This is a genomic window from Treponema sp. UBA7570 (assembly GCA_002477955.1).
Lineage (GTDB): Bacteria > Spirochaetota > Spirochaetia > Treponematales > Treponemataceae > Treponema_D.
Genome location: DLLE01000001.1, coordinates 24,979 through 28,273, shown reverse-complemented (window position 1 = coordinate 28,273; position 3,295 = coordinate 24,979). Strand labels below are relative to the sequence as shown.

The window sequence follows — 3,295 nt, the reverse complement described above, 5'->3', positions numbered from 1 at the left end:
TTTTCGCACCATTTAAAACTTTGCGACATACATTCAGCCATTTTCAAAGTATCACAAACATCACAATTATTAATAGCAAAATGAATGTTCTGAGTATCAGCCATTTTTTGATAAACCAAATCAATCATCGATTGGTTTATATCAAATCCGATATAATTGCGTCCAAGCCGTTCACATTCAAAAAGCGTTGTTCCGCTTCCTGCAAAAAGCTCTAAAACGGTGTCATTTTTATGAGTGTAACGTTTTACAAGCTGATATGGGATTTGCGGAACAAAATTTCCATGATAATTATTTTCATGCTTGCCAAAAGAATCACGCTTTTGAATAAACCAAAGAGAATCGACATTTATATCAGAATTTTTCCAGTCGGTTTCGTCATTTATCATCTCTTTAATCTAAGCTATTTTTCCTTTTTTTTCTATGGCTTGGGGCGTTGCGGGGTGGCCCCGCTGGGTGGGTAGCGGAAAACCGCAGGGTTGGAGCGAGGGAGGGGCTTCTCCCTTTTTTATAAATTTCTAGCCGCAATAAGAATACTATGCAAAAATTCAATCTTCATCCCAGGCGTCATAATCACCTTTAGAGCTTTTTAGAGCGCTCCAGCCGGCAGATTTTTCTTCCAGCATTTCCGCATCTTCCCTGCCCTGAAAATTCGTCCACTGCGTAAATTCATGCGGTTTAATTTTGTTCAACTCACAATCTTTATTTTTTTCTTTTAAATCTTCAATTCCATTCGCCATAAGTTTAACCTTATTTTACATTATTAACTTATTAAAAAATAGCCCAAATTTTGAGTTTTATAATTTACTATCATTATCAGGCTTGCCCATCCCGATAATCCCGTTGGAAATTTTCAGTAGATTGCTAACCGAGCTTGCTATGCAAACATCGCGCTGTCAAGCACGGCAATGACAACCTCGTTAGCATAGGAACGACAATTCAGTAATCTGTTTTTTTAACTCGACATTCAGGTTAACTAGTATAATTTTAAAAATTTTTGAAATCAATTCAAATTTTACATAAATTTAAAAGCTATACATATGCGTATTGACAAAATACTGGGGGGGGGTAAAATTGAATAGTTTTTTTTCAGGGGGTTTTTATGAAAAAAATTGCTTTGCTTCTTGCTTTAATCGTTTCAGCATCAGCATTTATCGGATGTACATCTGTAGCACCAGTATGTGCAACTTCAAATGAGCTTGGTGCAAAAGTAGGAACAAATACTGCTGGATACCTTTTTGGTATTATTCCAATTGGTGGCGGAGATTACGGTATTGCCGATGCAGCAAAAAAAGCTGGAATTACAAAAATTTCAACAGTTGACTTAAAGACTTTCAATTATTTGGGTTTTTACTATGGTCACACAACAATTGTAACTGGCAACTAAATTTTTTTTACCTTGAAAAACTAGAAAAATTCTAGTTTTTCAAGGTTATTTGTCTTAATATGAAAAAAATATATTTTATTCTTTTATTCTGTTGTACATTTTTTTGCTGTAAAACAAATTCTTCTGTATTAGATTTTCCTTCAAAAAATAATTCACAAATGGTATTTACAACTCCTTGCAAATACCAAAACAAATTGATTCCCGATTTTTCTATCGACACAACCTCGTTTCTTAATAACGAAGGGTTTTGCGCTCCAACTTCGATAAAAATTTCACTCTGCGTAAAAAATCTCTCTAAACAGCAAATTCTTAATTTAGAAATTTCACTAGAAACGGATTCCGAAAAAATAGTTCTCTCTCAGAAAGAGTTACTTTATATCGAGCCTGTCAAAAAAGATATAATGGTAAGACTCGAATCACTTATTTCTCCAGAGCAAATGACTCATCTTATTTCAAAAGGAATTAAGTCGATAAATATTAAAAACTCCAAAAACGAAACTATTGCTGCATTTAATGGTAAAAAATTGAATAAAAAACTTTTACTTTTAAACAAATACTTATGAAAAAAATTATAAAACTCTCGATTTTATTTATTTTTCTTAGTCTCATTTTTTCCTGCGAAAAAGAAAATTTTTCAAAAAAGGATTTTTTTGGTTATTGGGAAAATTTTTCTACTTTAAAATCTGATTTATTTAGAGAACCAGAAAATCCAAAAACTTTATTTGCCAGTATTTATACAGAAAGCAAAATGGTATTTATTTTTACCGAAAATGGAACTTTTAAAAAACAAATACAAAACAAAATTTCAAAAATTAATCTTGATAAAGCAAAAGCTCCAAAAAATTTCTCCACAGAAAAGTTAAAATCTTTTGCACAAAAAAGTCAAACCGACGGCGGAGATTTTTTTATAAAAAAGTCATTTTTGATTTTAGAGCCTTATTATCAAATTCAAAATGATGAAATTCAAGACTTTGAAAAAATAATTCCGATTAAATTAAATTTTGAATTCTCTCAAGATAAAAAAGAACTAATTCTGACTTTTGCTGACAATCAAAAAATTATATTAAAAAAAATAGAAAAGAATAATTTAAACTAAAAAAAGCATCCGTTCTAAGCAAGATTTCTTAAAAACGGATGCTTTCATTTTAATTAACGCCTAGCTTTTATAAGCTTATGCATTGGTAATTGCAATGTGTTTTGGCTGCGCAAGAGCTTTTCTTGGCATTGAAACTGTCAAAACGCCATTTTTTACGTTGGCTGTCAATTTTTCGCTGTCTACATCATCTGGGAGTGTAAAACTTCTCTTGAATGATGAAACTGTGCGTTCACGAATGAGCCATTTTGCTTCGTCTTTTTTGTCTGATTTTTCTTCTTTTTTAACTTCGTCTTTAGAAGAAACTGTCAAAACATTCTGGTTCAATTCAATGTCAACGTCTTTGTCTGTTTTGCCAGGCATATCCATTGTCAAAGTATAGTTTTCTTTATTTTCCTTTACGTCTACCTTTGGCATATGGAACATTTTTTTGTAACTAAATGCCGGCATTGTATAACCGTCATCTCCAAAATCATTAAACAAGTCATTAAAAAGTGCTAAATCGTTCATACATTACCTCCAAAGTTTTGAAAACTTAGTTTTTTCTAGCTTTCATATATCTATAAGCAAAAAGTGTGCCAAGTTAAAAATCTTAAATAAAAAAGCATTTTTTCAGTCTGAGAACGAATTTTTTGAAAAAAATAAACTGTAAAAACCGCAAATTTTCGGTTTTTCATTTTTTGACAGGCAGATTTTGGACAGTTTTCTGAACAAATGCAATTTTTTGAGCACTTTTGTCCGCTTTTTTGCAATTTTTTTTGAAAATTCGGGTAATTTTGATACAGTTTTCGTGTGCGCTTGCAGCCCGGATGCTTGCA

General features: G+C 31.7%; 6 protein-coding genes. 3 read left to right on the top strand and 3 right to left on the bottom strand.

The window, feature by feature from the left end; genetic code table 11:
• Both B4N75_RS00130 and B4N75_RS00125 read right to left on the bottom strand, forming a co-directional pair.
• Window positions 1-386, bottom strand: a 386-nt coding sequence (locus tag B4N75_RS00130; RefSeq protein WP_296706226.1) for a DNA methyltransferase, incomplete at its 3' end; no start/stop codon positions are given.
• A 159-nt stretch (window positions 387-545) separates the two neighbouring features.
• Window positions 546-737: a hypothetical protein gene (locus B4N75_RS00125; protein WP_078931486.1), complete on the bottom strand. Its 192-nt coding sequence runs from the start codon at window positions 735-737 to the stop codon at window positions 546-548.
• A gap of 362 nt (window positions 738-1,099) precedes the next feature.
• Here B4N75_RS00125 and B4N75_RS00120 point away from each other — a divergent pair, with 362 nt between their 5' ends.
• The 3 genes from B4N75_RS00120 (at window position 1,100) to B4N75_RS00110 (ending at window position 2,480) form a co-directional block, all read left to right on the top strand.
• On the top strand, window positions 1,100-1,384 hold the full coding sequence (locus B4N75_RS00120) for a TRL domain-containing protein (RefSeq protein WP_296019571.1): 285 nt from the start codon (window positions 1,100-1,102) through the stop codon (window positions 1,382-1,384).
• A 158-nt stretch (window positions 1,385-1,542) separates the two neighbouring features.
• Window positions 1,543-1,947, top strand: coding sequence for a hypothetical protein (locus tag B4N75_RS00115; RefSeq protein ID WP_296668107.1), 405 nt, complete (start codon window positions 1,543-1,545; stop codon window positions 1,945-1,947).
• Window positions 1,944-2,480 (top strand): hypothetical protein, encoded by a 537-nt coding sequence (locus B4N75_RS00110; protein ID WP_296706223.1) that lies wholly within the window; start codon window positions 1,944-1,946, stop codon window positions 2,478-2,480. The genes B4N75_RS00115 and B4N75_RS00110 overlap by 4 nt, the downstream gene beginning before the upstream one ends.
• 75 nt (window positions 2,481-2,555) lie before the next feature.
• Here the strand turns inward: B4N75_RS00110 and B4N75_RS00105 are convergent, their stop codons facing one another.
• A complete protein-coding gene (locus tag B4N75_RS00105; protein WP_296019579.1) occupies window positions 2,556-2,987 on the bottom strand; it encodes an Hsp20/alpha crystallin family protein in 432 nt (143 codons plus the stop codon).
• Window positions 2,988-3,295: the final 308 nt, after the last annotated feature.